Source organism: Ulvibacter litoralis, assembly GCF_900102055.1.
GTDB lineage: Bacteria > Bacteroidota > Bacteroidia > Flavobacteriales > Flavobacteriaceae > Ulvibacter > Ulvibacter litoralis.
In genome coordinates this window covers 1,101,072-1,126,335 of sequence record NZ_FNBA01000001.1, presented here as the reverse complement: position 1 = coordinate 1,126,335, position 25,264 = coordinate 1,101,072, and the positions used below count along the sequence as shown (strand labels likewise).

The window sequence follows — 25,264 nt, the reverse complement described above, 5'->3', positions numbered from 1 at the left end:
GTTTTGACTAAGTGCTTAATCGAAAGATCAGTTCCTTTTAATCCCGTACTAACCATAGCCGAGACGTTGGCGTTTATTAAGAAAAATTTATATGAAAAAACATTTAACCCTCTTTGTAGATAAATATATAAAAGCAATAAATAACGAAAATGCATCTATTTTTGCAGGTGCTGGTCTTTCTGTATCTACAGGTTTAGTTAATTGGAAAGGTTTATTAGCTGAAATTGCGGATGAATTAAACTTAAATATTGATAAAGAAAATGATTTAATAGCACTTGCCCAATACTATGAAAATGAAAAAGGAGGAAGAGGAAGTATTAATAGCCAATTAATTGATGAGTTTACAAAAGAAGTTGAATTAAGCGAAAATCACAAAATATTATCATTCTTACCTATTCATACTTTTTGGACTACGAACTATGATAACTTAATAGAAAAATCACTTGAAAACTACGGTAAAACAGTAGATGTTAAAATATGTTCAGCGAATTTAGCTGTCAATAAACCCAGAAGAGATGCTGTTGTATATAAAATGCACGGGGACATAAGTTTGCCACACGAAGCAATTTTAACAAAAGATGATTATGAAAGTTATAATGAAAAAAGACAACTCTTTACTACTGCACTTCAAGGAGATTTAGTTTCTAAAACATTTTTATTTATCGGCTTTAGTTTTGAAGACCCTAATTTGGATTATATCCTTAGTAGAATTAGAATTTTATTAGGGACTAACACAAGAGACCATTATTGCTTTTTTAAAACAATAAATAAAGATGATTTTGATTCAGAAGAGGAATTTAATTATTCCAAAATTAAACAGGAACTTAAGATAAAAGACCTAAAACGATATAGAATACAAGCTCTACTTGTAGATAAATATTCTGATATCACAGAAGTTTTAAAGTTAATCCAAGTCAAATTAAAACGACAAAACATTTTTATTTCTGGAGCTGTACACGATTATGGAAAATACGGAAAAGATAGAACTGAAAAGTTGATTTTTAATATTTCTCGAAAATTAGCAGAAAAAAAGTATAAAATAATTTCAGGCTTTGGATTAGGTATCGGGAGTTCAGTAATTAATGGTGTTCTCTCATTTGTTTATACTTCAAAAAGAAGACACTTAGATGATTATTTAGTATTAAGACCTTTCCCTCAAAATATTTCTGATAGCACTCAAAGAGAAAAGTTATGGAAAAAATACAGAGAAGATATGCTTACAGATGCTGGAATTGCATTGTTTTTCTTTGGCAATAAAATCGTTGATGGAAATATTATTGATTCAGATGGGCTACTTCAAGAATTTGACATTGCGATTAACCAAAATGTTAAAGTAATCCCTATTGGGTGTACTGGCTTTATGTCCAAAATCCTATGGGATAAAGTTATTAAATCAACAAACGAATATTATCCAAATAATCCGGATTTAATTGAAGCAATCACATTATTAGGCGATTCAGACATCAAAGACACTGATTTAATTAATAATATCATTAAAGCAATTAACTTATTACAAAAAAACATATAATATGGCAAAGAGAGTATTTTTTAGTTTTCACTATCAAGACGTTGTTGATTTTAGAGCAAACACTGTTAGAAACCATAAACTTACAAAAGATAATAAAGCTGGATATTTTGACGCTTCTATTTGGGAAGATGCAAAGAAAACAAGTGAACTAGCTTTAAAAAGATTAATAAACAAAGAATTAATAAACACTTCTGTTACTTGTGTTTTAGTTGGAACTCATACATATGAGCGCAGATGGGTTGATTATGAAATAATGAAAAGTTTAGAAAGTGGAAATAATATACTTGCAATCCACATAAATGGTATCAAAGGAAAAGATGGCAAAACAAAAAGTAATGGAAATAATCCTTTATTTTATTTAGGTTATTCTTTCGATAATACAGGTAAAAAATTAAGTCTACATAATTACATACAAAATGAATGGCAAAAATATACTGACTTAGACGGATGGACAGTGAAAGAGGTTGCAGAATCAAACCGAAACAAAATCTTCAGATTATCTACAGACTATTCAATTTATGATTGGATTAAAGATGATGGGTATAACAACTTTGATAAATGGATATAATAAAACGAAACGCTAACAACAACGTATACTAATCATAGTTCTTGAGGGCAACTAAGAAGGTGACAATATATGGAGTTAGCCACAAGATAAAAAAAACGTCAATGAATAAAGATAGAGCTGTCACTTACAGTCTTTTAGCACATATAAGAAACAATGGGACTTTAATAAAAGGACCATTGGATATTTTTAAACCTTTAGTCAAAAGAGTAATTTCTTTAATGAACAACAAAGGTATTTATAGTGGTAAGAGCACAATGGAAATTAAAAAAGAGTTTGACTTAATTTATGACATTGACATTCCTATTCCTGTTTTAAACAATGTTTTAAGACAGATTGCAAAAGACATCAATACCAATGAGAAAAAATTATTTGAAATTTATAAAGATAACGCATTCAGTATATCTGAATATACTTTTCTTGATTATGAAGAAACTATATCTGCAAAAGAGTCGGCAATAAACGACATTGAAACTTTATTTCAAAAATTTTGTGAATCTTCTGATTTTGAAATTAAAAACAGTAGTTCAATTTTTAGTTTTATTGAACAAAATAAGTTTGAACTCTCAAAATATTTTTCAAGAGACACATCATCAGATAAAGAAGATTTTACAGCCGAAGCACAGTTTGTAAATTTTTTTAGAAAAATACCTACAGTCTATGGTCAGATTAAAGATATTTATATAGGTTCAATCATTTCTGGATTTATTATGTACAATCCAAGTGAAACAGAAATTGATGTTGAGCTTCTTTTTGACACTAATTTCATAGTTGGATTATTAGACCTAAATACACCAGAATCGACTCATACTTGTAAAACCCTCGTTGAAATAGCAAAAAAGCAAAATTTTAAAGTTCGAGTATTAACTGACACAATAGAGGAAACTAAAAATTTATTAGATCAAAAGGCGAAATATTTTGATGCTTCATTTTTGCAAAGAAAAGTTTATGCCGAAGACATTTACAATGCTTGCGACAGAAGAGGGTTGAAAAAAAATGATTTAGAGAAAATTGCGGACAATTTAGAAACAGAATTATCTAAACTTGGTATATCAATTATTAATGACCAAAAATCAAAAAATGAGGCTAAATATTCTAAAGAATACGCTGCACTTAAGGAATACAGACATAGTAAAATTTCAGCCCTACACGATGCTACCGCAATAACTCATGTCAAAAGAACACGAAATAAAAATATTAAAGAATTTGAAAAAGTTAATAGTTGGTTTGTAAATAATGTCACTACAGGCGAGGAATTAACTTTCAATTCTGACAATAAATACCAGCCAGAAATCATTAACGCTGATAATCTTTTAAACATTTTATGGCTAAGCAATCCACAAACCAAATTAAAAATGGATGCCGATGATTTAGCAGATATTGGATTGACTTCATCGATAGCATTTACTCTCAATCGAGATTTACCAAAATCTAAAATAATTAGGGAATTAGATGACAATATCCATAAATATGCCAGCGAGGATTTGAGTGATTCTGATATTGTAAGAATTGCAACGAGAATTACCAACAAGCAATTAACTGATATTAAAGAATTAAATGATTTAGCGCAAAATAAAAAAGAAGAATTTGTCAGAAGATTGGAGGAAGAATCAAATAAGCAAAAGAAACTTGAAGAACACCGCCATAAAAGACTGGAAGATGTATTAAAAGAATTTACAGAAAAATCGGAGGCTTTTTATTCTAGTAAAAAAAGCATAGAAAGTAATGAGCAAATAAAAGATAAAAAACTAGAAAGTTTAGAAGTCACAAATACGAACCTAAGAGAAAAACTGATTGATTCCAAAATCAAAAATTGGCAGAGAAAAAGTATTTTAGTGTTGCTAGGTATCTATGCCCTTATAGGTATTATATTCATAATTATAATGTTTTTCAATTCTTGGAATGTTGAGATTGCAACTAACTACATAACTAACTTTAAATCAAATTTCATAGTTGCTTTTGTTTTATGGTCATTAGCTGCATTATTAAATGTTTTCGGATTTAAATTAGTTTATGATAGATATTTTAATAATTCAAACATAAATAACAAACGAAAAAATATTAAACTTGAGTAAACCTTGTGGCTAACAACTGAATCATTTAAACAAATAATAGTTATTTGTAATTCCGAAAGATCTGAACTCGCTTGCCTTTCTGAGTCTCACGCGACCCTTTTCGGCAAACTTTCGGCTAACCACAAAACAAAAAAGACCTAAAAACCTGATATTACAGATAATTAAGTCTTTTCTTAGTACTCGAGGCGGGAATCGAACCCGCACGACCGAAGTCACTGGATTTTGAATCCAGCGCGTCTACCAATTCCGCCACTCGAGCAATTTAACCTAGATGTTGAATCTAGTGCCTGTCTATTGGTAAAAACAAGACTACCAATTCTGCCACTGGAGCAAATTAGTAATTGGACGGCAAAAATACACTTTTATTTAAATTTGTTAGTAATTCATAACATCATTTTTTTATTAAAACTATCGATTCAATTACATTTGTGCCTCCAAACCACAAAACACAACACAACACAGATGACAAATCCAGCTCCTAAGATTTTTGCTTGTAAACAAAGTGAGGCTCTAGCTAAAGACATTGCGAGTGCTTTCGGCATTCCATTAGGAAACATTATTACATCACACTATAGCGATGGCGAATTTCAACCTTCTTTCGAAGAGTCGGTTCGTGGAAGTCGTGTATTTATTATTGGCTCTACACATCCTAACAGCGACCACTTAATGGAAATGCTTCTTATGTTAGACGCTGCAAAACGCTCTTCAGCAAGACACATTACTGCCGTATTGCCGTATTTTGGTTGGGCAAGACAAGACCGTAAAGACAAACCTCGTGTGCCAATCGCTGCAAAATTAGTGGCTAAAATGCTCGAAACAGCAGGAGCTACACGTATCATCACGATGGATTTACACGCAGATCAAATTCAAGGGTTTTTCGAAAAGCCAGTAGATCATCTTTTTGCATCTACCATCTTTTTACCGTACTTAAAAAGTTTAAACCTAGACAACCTTACCATTGCTTCGCCAGATATGGGAGGTTCTAAAAGAGCCTACGCCTACTCGAAAGCATTAGAAAGCGATGTCGTTATCTGTTACAAGCAACGCGAAAAAGCAAACGTAATCTCACACATGGAACTTATTGGTGACGTGCAAGGGAAAAATGTTGTTTTAGTAGATGATATGGTCGATACTGCAGGAACACTTACCAAAGCTGCCGATTTAATGATTGAAAGAGGTGCGCTTAGTGTTCGCGCTATTTGTACGCACCCTATCCTATCGGGCGATGCGTATAACAAGTTAGAAAATTCAAAACTGGAAGAGTTAATCGTAACAGATTCTATTCCATTACGCCAACAAAGTGATAAAATTCGTGTATTAACTTGTGCCAACTTATTTGCCGATGTAATGGTAAGTGTACATACAAACGAATCGATAAGTTCTAAGTTTTTGATGTAACCTTCAGAAACACAAACAATACCTATAAAAAAGACAGCCTAAAAAACTGTCTTTTTTATTTCTACCTTCAGAAAAAAAACCGCATCTTTGCACCCGCTTAGCTGAAAAGCAGGCTAGTATTCATAAATTTAAAAATACCAAATGAAATCAATTACAATCAACGGATCTCAAAGAGAAAGCGTGGGCAAGGTAGCTACCAAAGCCTTACGTAATGCTGGAATGGTTCCTTGCGTAGTATACGGAGGAGATAAGCCTATTCACTTTTCAGCACCAGAATTGGCATTTAAAAACTTAGTGTACACTCCGGACGTACATACAGTTGTAATTGCCTTAGAAGATGGAACAGAAGTTGCTGCCATTCTTCAAGACATTCAATTTCACCCAGTATCAGACCGTATTTTACATATGGACTTCTACCAAATCTTCGACGATAAAGAAGTGATGATGGAAATTCCTGTACGTATCGTAGGTAACTCTCGTGGAGTTAGAAATGGTGGGGTTTTACGTATCGTTACTCGTAAGTTACGTGTAAAAGCAGTTCCTGCAAACCTTCCAGATTTTATCGAAGTAGATATTTCTGAAATGAAAATTGGAGCTAAAATGTACATCGCAACTGTAAAAAGCGATAAGTTTACAATTTTACATACAGACAACACTGTTATCTGTCAAGTTAGAACATCTCGTACTGCAGTTGCAGATGTTGATGATGAAGACGAAGATAGCGCTGAAGGTGAAGGAGAAGCTTCTGAAGCTGCTGCTGAATAATATACCTTCTTTTTATAAGATAACTCAAAAGCATTCTGTTAATTCAGGATGCTTTTTTTATTTTTACTGAAGTTTAAAAAGAACCTATGATCTTTTCATTTTTCAAAAATCTTTTTGCTTTAAAAAATCAAACACAACGCATTGAAGGCGATCCTATGAAAAAATTTCTCATTGCTGGATTAGGGAATATCGGTCCCAAATATCACAACACTAGACATAATATTGGCTTTAAAGTTCTCGATCACTTGGCCGAAAAGGAATCCCTTACGTGGGAAACAGCAAAATTAGGCGACATTACTTCGCATAAAGTAAAAGGACGTACGTTTATTTTACTGAAGCCGAGTACCTATATGAATTTAAGTGGTAAAGCCGTAAAATATTGGTTGGACAAAGAAAAAATCCCTTTGGAAAATTTGTTGGTCATTACAGACGACCTTAACTTACCCTTCGGAAGCATCCGTGTAAAAACAAAAGGAAGCGATGGCGGACACAATGGATTGAAAGACATTCAAAATGTATTGCAATCTGCAACCTACAACCGATTTAGATTCGGAATTAGCGATGCCTTTTCAAAAGGAAGACAAGTAGACTATGTATTGGGCGATTGGACTCCAGAAGAAGAGAAAGCACTTCCAGAACGTTTGGACGTCGGAACAAAAATTATCGAGTCGTTCGGACTCGCAGGCATAAACATAACAATGAACACCTTTAACGGAAAATAACGTGAACGAATACAAATCTGCCGCTTCATACACCAACAAACGCCCTAGTGTTGTCACTATTGGCACGTTTGACGGTGTTCATATTGGACACAAAGCCATTTTACAAAAATTGGTGGCGACCGCCCAAAAAGACAATTTAGATTCTGTTTTACTAACCTTTTTCCCGCATCCTAGAATGGTTCTTCAAAAGGACGCAAACATTAAACTGATCAATACCCTTTCAGAAAAGAAAGAACTGCTACAACAAATAGGTTTAGATCACTTAATTATTCACCCGTTTACACAATCTTTTTCAAGACTGACAGCGGTGGAATATGTAAGAGATATTCTCGTAAATAAACTCAATGCCAAAAAAATTATTATTGGCTACGACCATCGCTTCGGAAGAAATAGAAATGCCGACATTACCGACCTTAAAGAGTTTGGAAAAACATACGGTTTTGAAGTGGAAGAAATCACCGCTCAAGAGCTAGACGATGTTGCCGTAAGCTCAACTAAAATTAGAAAAGCCCTTAATGTGGGCGATATTGAAACGGCAAATAGCTATTTAGGCTACCCGTTTATGGTATCTGGAACGGTAGTGAAAGGTAAAGCCATTGGTCGCACCATAGATTTCCCTACCGCAAACCTTCAGTTGGAAGAAACTCATAAGTTAATTCCGAAAGATGGCGTGTATGTAGTTCAAGCAGCTATTCAGAATAAAATTATCTACGGAATTACAAGCGTGGGCACCAACCCTACTGTTGGAGGAAAAGACAAAACGATTGAAACGTATTTTCTAGATTTTAATGAAGATTTGTACGATCAACCCCTAAAAATCGAATTCATAACCCACATTCGGGACGAAGAAACCTTCAATTCGGTAGAAGCGTTAAAAGTTGCCATTCAAAAAGACGAACACTTTGCTAGAACCTATTTAGCCACGCGTGAATAAAATTTTATTCAAACATATCGACAACACAGGTTTGGTGCTTTTTAGAGCTGTTTTCGGACTCCTAATCGCCACGGAAGCCTTTGGTGCGATTGCTACAGGTTGGGTGCGACGTCATTTGGTAGAACCCGATTTTACCTTCAATTTTATAGGTTTCGACTTTTTACAAGTTTTATTAGGCCCTGGCATGTATGCCTACTTTGTACTCATGGGTATTTTTGGTGTAATGGTAATGCTAGGCTACAAATATCGCTTTGCCATGCCCGCCTATGCGTTGCTTTGGAGCGCCGTTTATTTGATGCAAAAAACGGGCTACAACAACCATTATTACCTCATGATGTTATTGTGTTGGATCATGGCTTTTTTACCCGCCAATCGGTGGTTTTCGTTAGATGCTAAGTTCACACCAGAAATTAAATCACCCTCAATGCCACAATGGTGTTTGTTGGTGCTTATTCTTCAGGTTTGGATTGTGTACACCTATGCTTCTGTCGCCAAATGGTATCCAGATTGGCTCGACGGAACCATTGCAGCCCTTTTTATGAAAGGCAAGAGCGATTATTGGTTGATTGGTCCATTTTTACAACTAGAATGGGTTCAGTTTTGCATTACCTACATCGGAATTTTATTCGATTTATTCATTGTACCCTTATTACTTTGGAAACGCACCCGAATGATCGGATTTGCCATTTCTGTGTTCTTTCATTTGTTTAATTCTGTCGTGTTTCAAATAGGCATCTTCCCGTATATGTCGATTGCGTTTGCCTTATTTTTCTTTTCTTCGGAAACATTACAGAAACGGTTTCTTCCGCAGAAAAAATTATATACAGCTGGAGAAATTATCGTTCCGAAGTACAAAAAATTACTCATCACTGTATTCAGTATTTACTTTCTGTTTCAGATTGGATTGCCGGTACGCCATTGGTTTTTTAAAGACGATGTGTTGTGGACGGAAGAAGGACATCGTTTAAGTTGGCGCATGATGCTACGTTCCAAAAGTGGAAATGCCACCGTTTGGGTAGAAGACAAAAACACCGGAAAACGAACCCGATACAATTACCAAGCACTCTTGGTACACAAACAGAAAAACTCCTTTAAAGCGAAACCCGATTTAATCTGGCAATTGGCACAACACATTCGCAAAGTGGAAGCGGAGAAAGGAAACGACGTAGCTGTTTTTATGGACATTCGCGTAAAAGTAAACGGCGGAAAATACCATCCGTTTATTGATCCAAACGTAGATTTAGCGTCCGAAAAATGGTATCCGTTTAAGCATCACGATTGGATTTTACCCTCTCCCGAAGATTATCATAAGAAGTCTGCCAATAAATAATGTGATTTCCGTAAATTTGCCAGCTTAAAAGCCCAAGCAATGTTACAGGTAACCGATATTCGAGACAACAAAGAAAAAATGATTGCTGCCCTTGCCAAGCGAGGATTAGATGCAGCACAAGTTCTTGAAGATGTTCTTCAAGCAGACGAAACACGTAGAAATACGCAAGCAAAACTTGACGAAACCTTAGCACAATCCAATACCTTTTCAAAAGAGATTGGAAAACTTTTTCAGAATGGAGAAACGCAAAAAGCAAACCTCTTAAAAGAAAAAACAGGGCAATTAAAAGAAGCTTCTAAAGAACTTTCTGAGCAATTAAATGCTGCTTCAGACAAGCTACAGGAGTTGTTATATACACTTCCCAACATTCCGAATGAATTAGTTCCTGCTGGAACGGACGAAAACGATAATGAAGAAACGTTTCGCGAAGGAACTGTTCCTGAGTTAGCAGAAGGTGCATTACCGCACTGGGAACTTGCCAAAAAATACGACATCATCGATTTTGAATTGGGTGTAAAAATAACAGGCGCAGGATTTCCTGTGTACAAAGGAAAAGGAGCGCGTTTACAACGTGCCTTGATTTCTTATTTTCTAGACAAAAACACCGATGCGGGATATACCGAATACCAAGTGCCACATTTGGTAAATGAAGCATCTGGATATGGAACGGGACAATTGCCAGACAAAGAAGGGCAAATGTACCACTCAACAGTAGACGATTTATATTTAATTCCGACCGCTGAAGTTCCCGTAACCAATATGTTTCGTGGTGATTTGGTAAACTCAAGCGATTTACCCATTCACTGTACAGCCTACACGCCTTGTTTTAGAAGAGAAGCAGGAAGTTATGGCGCGCACGTTCGTGGACTAAACAGATTGCATCAATTTGACAAAGTAGAAATTGTACGTGTGGAACACCCAGACAACAGTTATGCTGCCTTAGATGAAATGGTGGAGCATGTAAAAAACATTTTAAGAGAATTAAAGTTACCGTACCGTATTCTTCGTTTGTGTGGAGGAGATCTTGGATTCACATCTGCATTGACGTATGATTTTGAAGTATTTTCTACTGCGCAAGATCGTTGGTTGGAGATTTCTTCTGTTTCTAATTTTGAAACCTTTCAAGCCAATCGATTGAAATTGCGTTTTAAAGATGCCGACGGAAAAAACAAACTTGCACACACCCTTAACGGAAGTGCTTTAGCATTACCGCGTGTATTGGCAGGGATCTTAGAAAACTACCAAACTCCTGACGGAATTAAAATCCCAGAGGTTTTAGTACCGTATTGCGGGTTTGATATGATAAACTAACAACTATGAAAATAACTACTTTTTTATTCTATGTACTTACATGCATCATTATCATGGGTTGTACTTCATCTGATAGTGACGAAGTTGAAGCATTCAATTTCTCCATAACGTCAATAAGTACTGAAGAGGGAAAAGTAGGAGATACCATTACCATAAGAGGTACAAATTTTAGCCCTATTGCTTCTGAAAATACTGTTACTTTTGACGATGTTACTGCTACAATAACAAGTGCTACAACAACAACGCTAGATGTAATTGTTCCGCAACTTTCTAGAGGTATTTCTACGATTACACTTATAATACAAGGTGTAAGTCAAACCGTAGGAACATTTTCTGTGAGTATCGATGATTACAAATATATTGCTGTGGCTAATAACAGAGCCGTTTATTCTATTGGAAACCTATCGGGTGAAACTGTTTTACTAGGAAATATTGAGCATAGTGAATCGAGGTCAATTAAAACAAATACAATTTCAAACACTGAAACCAAAATTTTTGTGATTACAAATTACTATTTAAGCGACAGACTTGAATTACTAGTTTACGATAAAAGTTCTGGCCAAACCACTGAAGTTCCTTTAGAGGTCCCAAGCACATTAGAGGGGCCTTATAAATCGATAGCAGCCTTAGTTTGGAATGAACAAACTTCACTTTTAACAGGGCTATTGAATACTAACGAATATGATGATGAAACTGAATATCATATAATTAATATTAACCCAACTACCTATGAAGTAATAGATACGGGAATAACTACTCCGCTTTCTGGCAGCCCACTACTTTCATTTGTTTTAGCCAACAATAAAATTTATTACTCTGCAGTTTCTATTGATTCAGATGTTGATCGCGATTTAGTGGAAGTTGATTTGGCAGCAAATACCGCATCTCTATACTATTTTAATAATTATCCTAATGGTATTTGGAGATTATCTAAAACAAACAACACCAATAATCTATTAGCTTTTAGGACTATTGTGGGGACATACAATGTGATTCCAATTTCAATCGATTTTGCTCAAAATACACTCGTTGATATCACCCCTAATAATGGCTATACACTTGTGCATTTGACAGGAAAATCTTTTTATGATCCAAATACCAATCAAAATCTCAACGTTATTGGAGATTACAACATAGGTTATACTCTTTATAAGTTTAATGAAAGCTCGGAAGAATTAGTCAATCTAGATCTTTCAACAGGAGATTACTTTAGTTTATACATTGTTGGTATTTTAGAATAGCTTACGTTGGCTTATTCTCTAAATGAACACGGCTCAATTTTTGCTTTTATTGAATCTCGAAAACCCTATATTTACCAGATGCGCAGTATTTTTTATGTATTACTCTTTTTCGTAGGTGCTTCAGCCGTAGCGCAAAGCGAGCTATTGGCTAAAAATTACTTTGACCAAGGCGAGTTTGAAAAAGCAGTAACCATCTATGAAAAGCTGTACAAGAAGTCGCCGCATCGCACCGATTTTTTACAATCGTTAGTAGAAGCCAATCAGCAGCTCGAAAAGTATTCCGAAGTAGAAAAACTGTTGGAAGAAAAACTTTCGTCTCGCGCTTTTGATCCGAGACTTTACATCGATTACGGATACAATTTTGCGCTTCAAGGAAAGGATACGCTAGCAACTCAAAACTACGATTTGGCCATCGAAGCTATTAAAATAAGACCTAATTACGCATACAGCATTGGCAGAAGTTTTGAAGACTACAGCTTGTTAGATTATGCCGTAACCTCTTATGAAACGGCCATGAAAGTGAAGCCAGACATGGATTTTAACCTCTATTTGGCGCGAATCTATGGCGAACAAGGGAAGCTAGAAGAAATGTTTCGGAAGTACCTCGATTTAATTGATAAGAATCCGTCCGGAAAAAAAATAGCACAGCATAATTTCAGTTTGTACATCACCGAAGATCCGAGCAACGAAGCCAATGGTATTTTACGTAAAATCTTACTTCGGAACCTTCAGGAAAATCCCAATGTAACGTATAACGAATTGCTTAGTTGGTTGTTTATTCAGCAAAAAGACTATAAAAAAGCGTTTACTCAAGAAAAAGCGATTTACAAAAGAACCGAAGAAGATTTAAGAGGTGTCACCAACCTAGCCGTTATTACCATTGCCGAAAAAGACTATGAGAATGCAACAGCTATTGTTAATTTTCTAATTGAAAACTCCGCAACTCCTGAGGCAAAATTACAAGGGCATCAACTGCTCATGAAAATTGCTTTGGAAACTACTCCGAAAAAAGAATATTCAAAAATAGAAGCGAAGTTTGAAGAACTCTTAGACACCTACGGCCGTGATTCGAAAACGTATTTGCTTCAGATAGACTACAATCATTTTCTGGCTTTCGAAATGAACAAAAAAGAAACGGCAATTGCACATTTGAAAGCCCTTTCAGAAGAACGATTAACTGCTTATCAAGAAGCACGTGTCAAAATGGAATTGGCAGATATTTTGGTGAATGATGAGAAATTTAACCAAGCATTGATTTACTATTCTCAGATTCAGAAAAAAGTACAGAGTGATGTGTTGGCGCAAGAAGCACGTTTCAAAGTAGCACAAACCAGTTATTTCAAAGGCGATTTTGAATGGGCACAAATTCAGTTAGATGTACTTCGGAAGTCGGCATCACAACTCATTGCAAACGACGCCATGCAACTAAGCTTAATGATTCGTGATAATTCCTTGGAAGATTCAACGCAAACGGCACTTAAAAAATACGCACGAGCCGATTTACTTTCCTTTCAGAATAAAAACAACGAAGCAATTACTGCTTTAGACGACATAATTACCAATCACAAAGGAGAAAAAATTGAAGACGAAGCTTTGCTGAAACAAGGAGAATTGTTTGAAAAAACAGAACAATACACCAAGGCTGAAGCAAATTATGTGAAGCTTATTGAGTTTTACAACGACGATATTCTAGCCGATGATGCGCATTTTAGATTGGCAAAATTGTACGAAAACCATTTGCAGCAACCTGAAAAGGCAAAAGAACTGTACGAACAAATTATTTTCAGTTTCTCCGACAGTATTTATTTTGTAGAAGCACGTAAAAAGTACCGAGCCCTTCGAGGCGACGTTATTAATTAAGAGTAAAAACACACGCATGTATATTTATAATGTTACCATAAACATTGAAGAATCTATTCACGACACTTGGCTTCGTTGGATGCAAAAAGAACACATTCCGGCGATGTTAGCCACAGGAAAGTTTAGCAATGCTTTGATGACCAAAGTGCAAATAGAAGAAGATATGGGCGGAATTACCTATTCTGTGCAATATCGAACGGATAGTAAAACAACTTTAGAAAAATATTACGCCGAAAATGCGGAAGCACTTAGAGCGCAAAGCAAACCTTTTGAAGGAAAGTTTGTTGCATTTAGAACGGAATTAGAAATTGTAAGCGAGCATTAAATGAGCAAAGACGTAAGAGCCAAAAAACACTTAGGACAACATTTTCTGGAAGATGAAGGTATTGCCAGAAAAATTGCCGAGACTTTACGTTTTAAAGGCTATAAAAACGTCTTAGAAATTGGTCCAGGAATGGGCGTACTTACCAAATATTTGCTCGAAAACGATATCGACCTTGTGGCGATGGACTTAGACAGTGAGTCTATTTCGTATTTGGAAGCAAATTATCCAGATAAAAACCTTCAGTTGCTAGAAGGAGACTTTCTACGTACAGACCTTTCCGATATTTTTGGAGATGAATTATACGCCATTACTGGAAATTTTCCGTACAATATTTCGACTCAGATTGTATTTAAAACCATTGAAAACAAAGAACAAGTACCTGAATTTTCTGGAATGTTTCAGAAAGAAGTCGCGATGCGAATTTGCGCGAAAGAAGGAAGTAAAACCTACGGAATTCTTTCCGTATTGACCCAAGCTTTTTTCATCGCAGAATACTTATTTACAGTACCTCCAACGGTTTTTAATCCGCCGCCTAAAGTAGAAAGTGGCGTGCTTCGTTTAACTAGAAAAGAAGATTTTTCACTTCCTTGTTCGGAAAAAATGCTGTTTAAAGTGGTAAAAACGGCTTTTCAACAACGCCGAAAAACACTTCGAAATAGTTTAAAATCCTTTAATCTCTCTGATAAACTAAAAGAAGATACTATCTTTGGCCAACGTCCCGAACAACTTTCGGTGGAACAGTTTATCGCACTCACATTAAAATTGGAGGAAGATGCAATTTCAACTCACGGATGATTTTATAAATCAAATAGAAATACTCATTGCCAAAAAAGATGGCAATGCATTGCGTGAGCTTCTTAATGAATTCCACTTTGCCGATATCGCCGAGCTTTTAGAAGAGCTGAAAAGTGACGAAGCAACTTACCTGATAAAATTACTTGAAACCGATCTTACTTCGGAAGCTTTAATGGAGCTGGACGAAGAGGTTCGTGAAAAAATTCTAGATCGTATGTCTCCAAAAGAGATTGCCAACGAGCTGGAAGAAATGGATACCGATGATGCAGCAGATATTATTGCTGAATTGGATGAAAACATTCAGAAAGAAGTAATTGACAAAATAAAAGATGAAGACCACGCAGCCGATATTGTCGAGCTTTTAAATTACGATGAAGACACTGCGGGAGCCTTAATGGCGAAAGAGCTTGTAAAGGTAAAAGAAACGTGGACCATTGCGGGTTGTGTGCGCGAAATGCGCCGACAAGCAAAAAACGTGACACGTGTTCATTCCATTTATGTAGTTGATAAAGAAGGGAAATTAAAAGGGCGCCTTTCTCTTAAAGACCTTTTAACCGTTTCAGGAAAAGCGCATATTAGCGATATATACATTCCGAAGGTAGATTATGTAACGGTGAATACCGACAATGAAGATGTTGCCCGTATCATGCAGAAATACGATTTGGAAGCCATTCCTGTGGTTGACGAAAACGGCGTTTTAGTAGGGCGTATTACGATTGATGATATTGTCGATTTCATCAAAGAAGAAGCAGAAAAAGATTACCAAATGGCGGCCGGTATTTCGCAAGATGTAGAGGCAGATGACAGCGTACTAAAACTTACGCGAGCACGTCTTCCGTGGCTTATGATTGGAATGATGGGGGGGCTTGGTGCGGCTAGTATTATTTCTGGCTTTGAAGCTATTTTTCTAACCTACCCCAATTTATTATTGTTTGTGCCTTTAATTCAGGCAACGGCAGGAAATGTAGGGGTACAATCGAGCGCAATTGTTGTGCAAGGTTTGGCTAACGATACCATTAAAGGAAACATAATACGCCGCCTTTTAAAAGAATCACTTTTGGCGCTTATTAACGGACTTTGCATCGCATTGGTTGTATTATTAATTAGTCATTTTGCGTTTCACACTACGTATTTAGAATCTATCAGTATCTGTATTGCACTTATTTCTGTGATTATTTTAGCCGCCTTAATCGGTACTTTTGTTCCAATTATTTTAGATAAAAACGGAATAGATCCTGCCGTTGCAACGGGTCCTTTTATTACGACAAGCAATGATGTATTCGGAATTCTTACCTACTTTCTAATCGCAAAACTTATTTTAGGCTTTTAACTTCAAAAGCTTCAGTACTATTTCTTTTCGGAAAAATTCATCCCAAAATAAAAGTTATCGAAGAATTCACTAACTTGTTTGTCTAAAACAAGGGTATTTGAAAACGATAAACTTAGCACAAAAATTTTTGAGTTTTAGTAAACACTGGCACCCACACCAAATAGCCGTTGTTGATGACATGCAAGTACTTTTAGCCAAAGTGAAAGATGAATTTGTTTGGCACAAACACGAAGAAGAAGACGAATTGTTTTTTGTGCAAAAGGGAACACTTGAAATGCACTTTAGGGACCGAATAGAGATTGTAAACCCTGGAGAACTCATTGTGGTTCCAAAAGGGGTAGAACATTGTCCCAAAACAAGAAAAGGCGAAGAAGTACAGCTATTACTTTTCGAAAAAATAACCACTGCCCACACGGGCAATGTTATAGATCCAAAAACGCAAACTAACTACCCAAAAATATAAGCCGTGAAAGTACTTCACTTAGACAACAATCACCCGTTATTGATAGACCTACTAAAAAACGCAGGCTTCACTAACGAGGAAGATTATACGTCATCTAAAGAAACCATTGAGCACTCTATTTCTGAATACGATGGTATCGTAATTCGAAGCCGATTTAATATTGACGCTACCTTTCTGGACGCTGCCACCAATTTAAAATTTATAGGTCGTGTAGGTGCCGGATTAGAAAGTATCGACATTGACTATGCCGAAAGTAAAGGTGTAAAACTATTTTCTGCGCCTAGCGGAAACAAAAGTGCTGTGGGCGAACATGCCTTAGGTATGCTGTTGTCATTATTCAATCATTTGAATCGTGCCGACAAGGAAGTAAAAGCAGGACAATGGAATCGAGAAGCCAATCGCGGCATTGAATTAGACGGAAAAACCGTGGGCTTAATTGGATATGGCAACATGGGAAAATCGTTTGCCAAAAAAATGAAAGGCTTTAACTGCACCGTACTTTGCTACGACATTAAAGAAGGTGTCGGGAATAAAAATGCAACACAAGTATCGTTAAAAACCTTGCAAGAACTCAGTGATGTTGTTAGTATTCACACACCGTGGACGCCTTTAACCAATAAAATGATAGACGCCTCTTTTATAGATGGCTTCAAAAAACCCTTTTGGTTTATTAATACTGCACGAGGAAAAAGTGTGGTGACAGCCGATTTGGTTTCGGCATTAAAAAGCGGGAAGGTACTAGGCGCTGGATTGGATGTGCTGGAGTATGAAAAAGGATCGTTTGAGTCGTTGTTTTCTTCGGAAGAGTTGCCAAAACCCCTTCAAGAGTTATTACGCATGGAAAATGTACTCCTTACACCCCACATTGCAGGATGGACCAAAGAAAGTAAAGAGAAACTAGCAGAAGTTATAGCAGAACAAATAATCAACGAATTTTTAGCACCTTCCGAAGTAAAAAAATAAAACATGAAAAATAGAGTCACAGGATTAGGCGGATTTTTCTTTAAAACGAAAGATCCCGATGCCATTAAAGAGTGGTACAAAAACCATTTAGGATTAAACACAGACCAATACGGTTGTACTTTTTGGTGGAAAGACGAAAATGGTAATAAATGTTCTACACAATGGAGCCCTTTTAAAGAAGACACCGAATATTTTAAGCCCAGCGACAAGCCTTTTATGATGAATTTTAGAGTAGAAAATCTAAAAGGATTACTGAAGCTTTTAAAAGAGGAAGGCGTTACTATTGTTGGAGAAATAGAAGAATATGACTACGGAAAGTTTGGTTGGATTCTTGACCCTGAAGGAAATAAAATTGAATTATGGGAACCCGTAGACAAAGCGTTCTTATAATTTTTGTAGCTTTAGATCGTAAAAACTAAATTAACTTAAAACTAAAACAAATGAGTGAAAACAATAAAGAGAATCTTGGCGATAAGGCTAAAGACTTAAGAGATGCTGCTGGCGAAAAAGCTTCAGAAATGAAAAACGAGGCAAAAGAATCTTTTGAAAACGCAAAAGAAAAAGCTTCAGAAATGGCAGATGAAGCAAAAGAAGCTGCAAAAGATATAAAAGAAGATGCTAAAGAAACTTTTAGTGATATGAAAGAAAACTGGAATGAAGCTACAAACGGTGGTGAAAACAAAAAATTAATTGCAGGAATTTTAGCGATTGTTATCGGTTCTCTTGGGATTCATAAATTTATTTTAGGATACACAAAAGAAGGTATCATACAAATTATAATTACCGTGGTTACATGCGGTCTTGGAGGTATTATCGGACTTATTGAAGGTATCATTTACTTGACTAAAAGTGACGAAGAGTTTTACCAAACCTATCAAATAGGGAAAAAAGGCTGGTTCTAAACTTTAGATTCAACTGTCTAATACCATTGTAATTATATGGTATTAGACAGTTTTTATTTTTAAAATATTATCGTAATATTGCAATATTAAATTTATTATTATGGGCGTTTCTAAAAGACACATACATTCGGTAAGCGTTAATCAATTGGCAGATTTAGCAAAGGTTTTATCACACCCTGCACGAATTGCAATACTAAACTATATAGGAGATTGTGACGGCTGTTTGTGTAAAGATATTTCTGAAAAAATTAGACTATCGCAACCCACTACGTCCCAACATCTTCAAATTATAAAAAAATCGGGCTTATTAAAGAGTAATTATTCTGGGAAAAGTCAGTATTACAAAATTAACCCCGATCGATTGGCTACCTTAAAAAATCTATTTCAAGAGTTTTTTGAAACTACTGAAAAAAAATGCTCCTAAGCAATTATTCTTCTTAAAAACATCTTTTTCCTCTCCTTTTAAGGTTTTTGTGTTGATTTTTTCTTTTAAAATCTAATAGAATTATTTAAAGAAAACCTAACTTTATGACAACCAAGACCTAATAAACATCATACATTTAACAGTTAAAACTAATAAATTTAAATATAAATGGATAGCCCTACAATAAAGTTGCGTTTTATCGGTTTTATTTGTATCTTTGTCGGTGTTATTTGAATCTTACCGGTAATTTTATTGTGTTTAAGTAATGTAAATACCCCCGATGTAACATTTACAATTATGTATCAATCCCCAAATATTAAATTACACGAGTTGACTCAAAAAGATACCTCTATTCTTGATTTTTTAAAAAACATTGCTTTAGATGGTTTTTGGGAATTAGAACCTTCGTTTCCTTTTCAAGGAAGCTTAAGTTCATCTTTTTGCAAAGCTCTTGGCTATACAGAAAAAGAACTGCATCTTAATATTGCCTCTTGGCAATCATGCATCGCGTCTGAAAATCTTCAAGACGCTTTAGATTATTTTACTTCTATTCAAAACAACACTCAAAGTAAAGGAGCTAAAACCATACGATTTACACATAAAGATGGTTCTCCTGTTTGGATGCAACTACAAGGACACCTATTAAAAGGCATTGATGATTCTCCAAACTGTATTGCTGTATCTCTTACAAACGTTACCGAAAGAGAACAAACTATTAGAAATCAACAACGAAAAATACAACATTATAAGCACGTAACTACGGGTACTGATATTGGAACTTGGGAGCATAACGTTCAGACTAGAACCGTTAATTTTAACGAACAATGGGCTGCCATTTTAGGATATACACTAGAAGAAATAGGCGAAGTGAATGATCGTACTTGGCAAAAATTTGCACATCCAGACGATGTTGCTAAATCGACGCAATTATATGACGATCATGTAAGAGGTAAATCTGAGTTTTATGTAAATGAAACTCGCATGAAACACAAAGAAGGCCATTGGGTATGGGTTCTTGACAAAGGAAAAGTTGTTTCCCATACGTTGGATGGACAACCAGAATGGATTGCTGGTTCGCATCAAGATATTACGGAACGAAAAAATATTCAATTTCAAGTAACCCATTTAAAAGACTTACTCGAAAAAAGTAATGAAGCAGCCAAAATAGGTACTTGGGATGTAGATTTAACCACAGGCAAGGTGTATTGGTCTAACGTTACCTGTAAAATTCATGAAGTAGAAACATCTTACATTCCTGTTTTAGAAGCTGGAATTAATTTTTTCAAAGAAGGTGAAAGTCGTGATTTAATCACAAAAGTTTTTACAAACGCTATTGAAAAGGGAAAAAAATACGATATCGAATTACAGATTATCACTGCTAAAAACAATGAAAAATGGGTAAGAGCTATTGGTATTCCTGTAATGGAAGATGGAAAATGCATAAGAGTGTATGGTTTATTCCAAGACATTGATGAAAAAACCAAAGCAATTAAAAGAGTTTCTCAACAAGAAGAATTGTTCAGAAATACGTTTCATGACCTTTCTGTTGGATTAGCTTTAGTTGGAATAGATGGCAAATGGTTAAAAGTAAACAACGGGTTAACAAAAATTCTTGGATATACCAGAACCGAACTTTACGAGAAAACATTTCAAGATATTACCCATCCTGACGACTTAAATATTGATTTAGAAAACGTAACCGAATTATTAAATCTAAAGAAGAGAAGGTATCAAATGGAAAAACGATACCTTCATAAAAATGGAAATGTTATATGGGCTCACTTATCGGTTTCAATCGTATTAAATGATGCTGGAGATCCTATTCATTTTGTATCCCAAATAACTGATATTACCGAAAAGAAAAACGCCGAAAATAAAATTAACAAACTACTTTTAGTGACCAAAGGTCAAAATGAGCGCCTTCTTAACTTCGCACATATTGTTTCTCATAACTTAAGATCGCATTCAGGGAACTTCTCAATGCTTCTAAACTTAATTGACGAAGAAGCTAAAGAAGCAACTACAAATGAATTTTATCCGCTATTAAGAGAAGCTTCAAATAGCCTAGAAGAAACGGTTGGGCATCTTAATCAAATTGTCAATATGAATACTCATATTAATGATCGATTAGAACCGCTAAAACTTAAAGACACAATATTAAAAACCCTTACCAATGTAAAATCATTATTAATTAAATCCGATTTTACAATTATAAATGAAGTGCCAGACAATACTATTGTACGTGCAATTCCTGCGTACTTAGAAAGTATCTTACTCAACCTTATTACAAACGCCATCAAGTATAGCTCTCCAGAACGAAAATCATGCTTAACAATTAAGACCATTACTAAAAAACGTAAGGTTACTGTTCAGTTTATTGACAATGGTATTGGAATCAACTTAGACCTTTATGGAGATAAAGTGTTTGGAATGTACAAAACCTTTCATTATAATAAAGATGCTAAAGGGATTGGACTTTTTATCGCTAAAAATCAAATTGAAGCAATGGGAGGTGAGATTTCTGTAGAAAGTGAAGTAAATAAAGGATCCATTTTTTCTGCGTCATTCATGTCATAAGTAACGGTCGTCTTTACACCTTCATATTTTATTTTATTTAAAACATAATAAAAACACCATACGGTTCGCTAGTTTATTACCTTTGATTTAAGTCTTTTTTTAATAAAACACTTAAAACTTTAAAAAGGATGAATAGCATTTTCCAGTATATCATAGTTGAAGCAACCAAACAACGTCTTAAAAAAAGACGGGTTCAAACCACCAAAAAACCTTTCGAAAAAGAGGTTAAAGAAACAACTATTGAGTTTACCCATCTCTTAAAAGAAAGCGCATTAATAATCCTTGGAGTTGTTTCAGCTAGTTTTGGTCTTACTGGTTTTTTACTTCCCAATGCTTTTATAGACGGTGGTGTTACCGGAATTTCGCTTATACTAACTGAAGTTACAGGACTTTCACTATCGCTGCTTTTAGTACTATTAAACACTCCCTTTATTGTTTTAGGATATTCTACGATAGGAAAACAATTTGCTTTCCGTAGTTTTCTTGGCATCTTAGCCCTAGCTATTTCTGTTCATTTTATAGATTTCCCAACCGTTACAGACGACAAATTATTAATTGCCGTTTTTGGGGGGTTTTTCTTAGGTCTTGGTATCGGATTGGCAATTCGTGGTGGTGCCGTTATTGATGGTACCGAAGTTCTCGCAATATTTATTAGCCGTAAAACATCCCTTACTATTGGAGATGTAATCCTTGTTTTTAATATTCTGATTTTCAGCGTGGCAGCCTATATTTTTACAATTGAAACAGCGCTATATGCGATGTTAACCTATTTATCGGCTTCAAAAACGGTCGATTTTGTCGTGTCAGGTATTGAAGAATATGTAGGTGTTACTATTATTTCTGAAAGAAGCGAAGAAATAAGACTTGCTATTATTGAAAACATGGGGCGCGGATGTACTATTTACAACGGTAAAAGAGGGTTTGGAAAACGAGGGGAAACGTTGAAAGATACAGACATCATCTACACATTAATAACCCGATTGGAACTCGCAAAACTGCAAACGGAAGTCGATAAAATAGATAAAAATGCCTTTTTAGTAATGCAAAGTATTAAAGACGCCAAAGGAGGAATGATTAAAAAACGTCCGTTAAACTAAACAGCTCCCAAAACTGAAATCACACGCTTAGTGTCTTTTGTTTCAAAAAAGCGAATGGTTTTAATAGTATGGCGAATAAGCCAGCTTTTTGTCGTGGTAAGTTGGGTTGCTAAAAAGCCTATAATTGTATCTCGAGACGCTATTTCCTCAAGTTTGTTGGGAGAAATATGATACTGATTGGCAAACAACCAAGCGCCATCTCTCGCAATATTGATGCTGAAAGAAACAATTTTATCTTCCTTTCCTTTACCTACTTTTTCTAATAAATAAAAGAGCGGCGACACCTTTCCTATTCGTTGTTGCACATCATCAATCATGCTCGCCAAGATGTCATTAATTTTATTGAAATCATTCTCAAAATCGGTTAAATCTCCTTGATCCCCAACAGTTTCAGCAACAGCAATTCCTAGATCTAAATTGATATGTGCATTAATTCCCAACAACAAATGCTGCATAATTAAATACGAACTTTCCCGTGTGGCTTCAAAAGCATTTTTCCAGCTGATTGTAGGCGTTTTTCCTTCGGAATATTGACGATAGGCAGCGATGTATCGATTTGCAAAAAGAACGTCGAGCGTTTCCATTCGCACATTGTTTTCAAATTCATTGTTCTGAATACCGACCTTTATACGTTCGGTTACTTTTTTATACAATATCGGAAAGAAAGCCATTTGAGAATTCTTACTGGCTTCAACAGCAATAATATCGTGTAATTGAGCAATTACTTCATCTATGGTTTTAGCGATCATTTCGAAAAATTTACGAATTAAAAAAAACACAAATGGGGATATACTATACTTATTCTCCTTCTTCTGCCTTGCTGGCGTACTTTTTCTCAAGCTCTTCCTGAAACTCTTCCATCACAGGTTTTACAGTGCTTTCTGGTAGGTCTGCAATACGAATATACATTAAACCATCTACGGCATTATTAAAGAGAGGATCTACATTAAAGGCAACAACTCTTGCATTTTGTTTGATGTATTTTTTTATCAATACGGGCAAACGAAGGTTTCCAGGTTCTACCTCATCAATAATTTTATCAAATTTATTTAAATCGGCTTCACTTTCATCAAACACAAAATCTTTATCGGCATCCTTCAGCTTTACCTTAAATTCCTTTTTAGGATTAATGTATTGCGCCACATAAGGGTCGTAATAATTAGACTTCATAAATTCAATCATTAACGATTTTGAAAATTCTGAAAACTTATTACTAATACTCACTCCGCCAATTAAATAACGATGTTCTGGATAACGTAACGTCGTGTGCACGATTCCTTTCCAAAGTAAAAATAAAGGCATTGGACGTAATTGGTATTCTTTTATCACAAACGCACGTCCCATCTCTATCGATTTTTCCATCATAGGATAGAGTTCAGGTTCAAAACGAAATAAATCTTGAAGGTAAAAACCATCAATTCCAAACCTTGGGAAAATCATTGACCCTAATCCCATACGATAGGCTCCTGCCAGTTTTTTAGTATCTGTATCCCACAAAAACATATGGTGGTAATAAGAATCAAACTTGTCTAAATCGGTCGAGTTATTCGTTCCCTCACCTACTTCTCGAAAGGTAATCTCACGCAGACGCCCTATTTCCTGTAAAATGTTCGGAATGATATCTGCTTGTGCTAAAAAGACTTCGTAATTTTTACTGGTAAGTAAGCGTTTGTCGTTTTCACGCAACACTCCAATCTCCTTTTCCATCGCAGAAACCGAAACGGGACCTGCAATTTTCTTAGGTGCTTTGGGTATTTTTAATGATTTTGGAATGCCATCTAACAACTTCTTTGTTTCAAACGCATTTGATAACATGTACGTTTTTTTCCGAAGAAATTCAGTAAAACCAGCTAAAGACTCATGTTCATCTTGATCGTTCACAGAAATGGCATTTCCAATACGAACTTTAATAACACGGTCTCTTTGAGTCAATAATTCAGAAGGCAATTTAGCGGTTCTAAACGTATCACTAATCTTTGCCAAACGATAAAAAAGCTTGCTGTTCTTGGCGTGAAAGTAAATAGGCACTACAGGAACATTGGCCTTTTTTATAATTTTCATAGCCGCCTCTTCCCAGGGCTTATCCACCATTAGTTTACCATCTCGATAGGTAGAAACCTCTCCCGCAGGAAAAATACCTAATGGATGTCCGTCACTTAAATGTTTCAAAGCTGCTTTTATTCCTTGGACACTCGACTTTGCGTCTTTGTGATCTTCAAAAGGATTTACAGGCATTATATACGGCTTTAAAGGCTCGATACGATGCAGTAAAAAGTTTGCTATAATTTTATAATCTGTGCGGTGTTCTAGTAGTAATTTCAGCAATAATATACCATCAATTCCTCCAAGCGGATGATTGGAAATGGTAATAAAAGGTCCTGTTTTTGGGATTCGCTTTAAATCTTCCTCCGGAATTTCAAAATTAATTTCAAATTCATCCAAAAGTGCATTTATAAACTCAAGATTGCTTAAGTGCTTGTTTCTATCATAAATTTTATTCATGGTAGAAATGTTAAGTATTTTCATCAATGTCCATCCCATAGAAGTGCCTAAAAAGCCGAATTTATCTACTTTTATGGCTTTTGCTACTTCCTTTGCACTGACTAAACCCATGAATTTTTTTCAATTATTGCTGTTGGCAAATATAGCGAAACCAAAC

23 protein-coding genes and 1 tRNA gene are annotated in these 25,264 nt (G+C 35.4%); 21 read left to right on the top strand and 3 right to left on the bottom strand.

From position 1 onward, the window contains the following. Positions 1-91 precede the first annotated feature (91 nt). The 3 genes from BLQ00_RS05205 (at position 92) to BLQ00_RS05195 (ending at position 4,168) form a co-directional block, all read left to right on the top strand. Positions 92-1,528, top strand: coding sequence for an SIR2 family protein (locus BLQ00_RS05205; RefSeq protein WP_093141414.1), 1,437 nt, complete (start codon positions 92-94; stop codon positions 1,526-1,528). A gap of 1 nt (position 1,529) precedes the next feature. After that, a complete protein-coding gene (locus BLQ00_RS05200; protein ID WP_093141412.1) occupies positions 1,530-2,096 on the top strand; it encodes a TIR domain-containing protein in 567 nt (188 codons plus the stop codon). Between the two features lie 101 nt (positions 2,097-2,197). After that, a complete protein-coding gene (locus BLQ00_RS05195; RefSeq protein WP_093141409.1) occupies positions 2,198-4,168 on the top strand; it encodes a hypothetical protein in 1,971 nt (656 codons plus the stop codon). Positions 4,169-4,345: 177 nt separating this feature from the next. On the opposite strand, the gene BLQ00_RS05190 is transcribed toward BLQ00_RS05195, so the two are convergent. Continuing rightward, positions 4,346-4,427 (bottom strand) — tRNA-Leu (locus BLQ00_RS05190). A 203-nt stretch (positions 4,428-4,630) separates the two neighbouring features. Here BLQ00_RS05190 and BLQ00_RS05185 point away from each other — a divergent pair. The 18 genes from BLQ00_RS05185 (at position 4,631) to BLQ00_RS05100 (ending at position 22,605) form a co-directional block, all read left to right on the top strand. Next, positions 4,631-5,566 (top strand): ribose-phosphate pyrophosphokinase, encoded by a 936-nt coding sequence (locus tag BLQ00_RS05185; protein WP_093141407.1) that lies wholly within the window; start codon positions 4,631-4,633, stop codon positions 5,564-5,566. 141 nt (positions 5,567-5,707) lie between these two features. Continuing rightward, a complete protein-coding gene (locus tag BLQ00_RS05180) occupies positions 5,708-6,331 on the top strand; it encodes a 50S ribosomal protein L25/general stress protein Ctc (protein WP_093141404.1) in 624 nt (207 codons plus the stop codon). Between the two features lie 155 nt (positions 6,332-6,486). After that, a complete protein-coding gene (pth, locus tag BLQ00_RS05175; RefSeq protein ID WP_093141916.1) occupies positions 6,487-7,053 on the top strand; it encodes an aminoacyl-tRNA hydrolase in 567 nt (188 codons plus the stop codon). Between the two features lies 1 nt (position 7,054). Continuing rightward, entirely contained in the window at positions 7,055-7,987 is a 933-nt protein-coding gene (locus BLQ00_RS05170; RefSeq protein WP_093141402.1) for a bifunctional riboflavin kinase/FAD synthetase, read from the top strand. Continuing rightward, positions 7,980-9,317, top strand: a complete 1,338-nt coding sequence (locus BLQ00_RS05165; protein WP_093141399.1) for an HTTM domain-containing protein — start codon at positions 7,980-7,982, stop codon at positions 9,315-9,317. Before BLQ00_RS05170 ends, BLQ00_RS05165 begins: the two co-directional genes overlap by 8 nt. 39 nt (positions 9,318-9,356) lie before the next feature. After that, positions 9,357-10,628 (top strand): serine--tRNA ligase, encoded by a 1,272-nt coding sequence (gene serS / locus BLQ00_RS05160; protein WP_093141397.1) that lies wholly within the window; start codon positions 9,357-9,359, stop codon positions 10,626-10,628. Between the two features lie 5 nt (positions 10,629-10,633). Next, positions 10,634-11,869 (top strand): IPT/TIG domain-containing protein, encoded by a 1,236-nt coding sequence (locus BLQ00_RS05155; protein ID WP_093141394.1) that lies wholly within the window; start codon positions 10,634-10,636, stop codon positions 11,867-11,869. Between the two features lie 78 nt (positions 11,870-11,947). After that, positions 11,948-13,729: a tetratricopeptide repeat protein gene (locus BLQ00_RS05150; protein WP_093141392.1), complete on the top strand. Its 1,782-nt coding sequence runs from the start codon at positions 11,948-11,950 to the stop codon at positions 13,727-13,729. Between the two features lie 16 nt (positions 13,730-13,745). After that, a complete protein-coding gene (locus tag BLQ00_RS05145; protein ID WP_093141390.1) occupies positions 13,746-14,054 on the top strand; it encodes a DUF4286 family protein in 309 nt (102 codons plus the stop codon). Continuing rightward, positions 14,055-14,849 (top strand): 16S rRNA (adenine(1518)-N(6)/adenine(1519)-N(6))-dimethyltransferase RsmA, encoded by a 795-nt coding sequence (gene rsmA, locus BLQ00_RS05140; protein ID WP_093141387.1) that lies wholly within the window; start codon positions 14,055-14,057, stop codon positions 14,847-14,849. Then, on the top strand, positions 14,827-16,179 hold the full coding sequence (gene mgtE / locus BLQ00_RS05135; RefSeq protein WP_093141385.1) for a magnesium transporter: 1,353 nt from the start codon (positions 14,827-14,829) through the stop codon (positions 16,177-16,179). The genes rsmA and mgtE overlap by 23 nt, the downstream gene beginning before the upstream one ends. A 97-nt stretch (positions 16,180-16,276) precedes the next feature. Then, positions 16,277-16,642, top strand: a complete 366-nt coding sequence (locus tag BLQ00_RS05130) for a cupin domain-containing protein (RefSeq protein ID WP_093141382.1) — start codon at positions 16,277-16,279, stop codon at positions 16,640-16,642. A 3-nt stretch (positions 16,643-16,645) separates the two neighbouring features. Then, complete coding sequence (locus BLQ00_RS05125) at positions 16,646-17,605, top strand: 2-hydroxyacid dehydrogenase (protein ID WP_093141380.1); 960 nt, start codon at positions 16,646-16,648, stop codon at positions 17,603-17,605. 3 nt (positions 17,606-17,608) lie between these two features. Then, positions 17,609-17,995, top strand: a complete 387-nt coding sequence (locus BLQ00_RS05120) for a VOC family protein (protein WP_093141377.1) — start codon at positions 17,609-17,611, stop codon at positions 17,993-17,995. A 50-nt stretch (positions 17,996-18,045) separates the two neighbouring features. Continuing rightward, on the top strand, positions 18,046-18,507 hold the full coding sequence (locus tag BLQ00_RS05115; RefSeq protein ID WP_093141373.1) for an NINE protein: 462 nt from the start codon (positions 18,046-18,048) through the stop codon (positions 18,505-18,507). Between the two features lie 100 nt (positions 18,508-18,607). Continuing rightward, positions 18,608-18,931, top strand: a complete 324-nt coding sequence (locus BLQ00_RS05110) for an ArsR/SmtB family transcription factor (protein ID WP_093141369.1) — start codon at positions 18,608-18,610, stop codon at positions 18,929-18,931. A gap of 297 nt (positions 18,932-19,228) precedes the next feature. Next, complete coding sequence (locus BLQ00_RS05105; RefSeq protein WP_093141366.1) at positions 19,229-21,508, top strand: PAS domain-containing sensor histidine kinase; 2,280 nt, start codon at positions 19,229-19,231, stop codon at positions 21,506-21,508. A gap of 128 nt (positions 21,509-21,636) precedes the next feature. Further along, positions 21,637-22,605 (top strand): YitT family protein, encoded by a 969-nt coding sequence (locus BLQ00_RS05100; RefSeq protein WP_093141364.1) that lies wholly within the window; start codon positions 21,637-21,639, stop codon positions 22,603-22,605. Here the strand turns inward: BLQ00_RS05100 and BLQ00_RS05095 are convergent. Together BLQ00_RS05095 and BLQ00_RS05090 are read right to left on the bottom strand one after the other, a co-directional pair. After that, the gene (locus BLQ00_RS05095) at positions 22,602-23,354 is read right to left on the bottom strand and encodes a DUF5995 family protein (RefSeq protein WP_093141362.1); all 753 of its coding nucleotides are present in this window, start codon (positions 23,352-23,354) and stop codon (positions 22,602-22,604) included. The genes BLQ00_RS05100 and BLQ00_RS05095 overlap by 4 nt on opposite strands. A gap of 49 nt (positions 23,355-23,403) precedes the next feature. Beyond that, a complete protein-coding gene (locus BLQ00_RS05090) occupies positions 23,404-25,218 on the bottom strand; it encodes a GNAT family N-acyltransferase (protein ID WP_093141359.1) in 1,815 nt (604 codons plus the stop codon). Between the last annotated feature and the right edge of the window lie 46 nt (positions 25,219-25,264).